We start from the raw sequence: 869 nt of genomic DNA, 5'->3' as shown, positions 1-869 counted from the left end.
TACATTACCCATTTATATGGGCTTTCTCATGACAGAACCAAACTCTATTAGCTGCACACAACTTGCCGAGACTTATAATATCTCGCATGACAGTGTAAATCGCTTTTTGGAGCGTGAAGACTACACACCTCACGACCTATATCAAGAAGCAATTCAACATATTGATAATAATAAACTTATAGTCAGTATTGATGATACTGTTTTAGATAAACCATATAGTCAACATATGGACTTAGTTAGCTATTTTTGGTCAGGCAAACACCACCGATCCGTCAAGGGTATTAATCTCATTACCTTGTATGCGACAGATCAAAATGGCCAAAATATTCCAATTAATTTTCGAATTTATGACAAATCTGAAAGTAAAACCAAGAATGATTACTTTATGGATATGTTAAGTGAAGTACTCAGTTGGGGTGCAAAGATTCAATTTATTACAGGTGATAGTTGGTATTCATCGACTGAAAATCTAAAAACCATAAGAAAACATGGTATTCGATTTATGTTTGGTATCGACAGTAACCGTAAGGTTTCCCCTGAAAAAGGACAATGGTTTCAACTCCGTTTATTGCCGAATTTCCATCAGGGTCAAGTGGTCTGGCTCAAAGATGTTGGCTTTGTACAATTATTTAAGACTCAGTTAAAAGAACAGCAGAGATTTTATATTGTGCATCAAGATGAAGATGATTTATTGTCCTTTGATAGTTTTCATGAATTACATTCAAGTCATTGGAAAATAGAACAATATCACCGGGTGATTAAACAGGTTTGTCATATTGAAAAGTTTCAAGTAAGACGATCTAAACTGATTTTGAATCATATTTTTTCAGCCTTGATGGCCTACGTTGAGATACAAAAGAACCAGTTTG

1 protein-coding gene is annotated in these 869 nt (G+C 34.5%); it reads left to right on the top strand.

Annotated elements, in window-relative coordinates; genetic code table 11:
* Positions 1-869 (top strand): IS701 family transposase (locus tag AC1P5O_RS16625; RefSeq protein ID WP_499006419.1); only part of this gene is annotated, 869 nt, incomplete at both ends.

The organism is Prolinoborus fasciculus (genome assembly GCF_056724605.1).
This window is presented reverse-complemented; position numbering and strand designations above follow the sequence as displayed.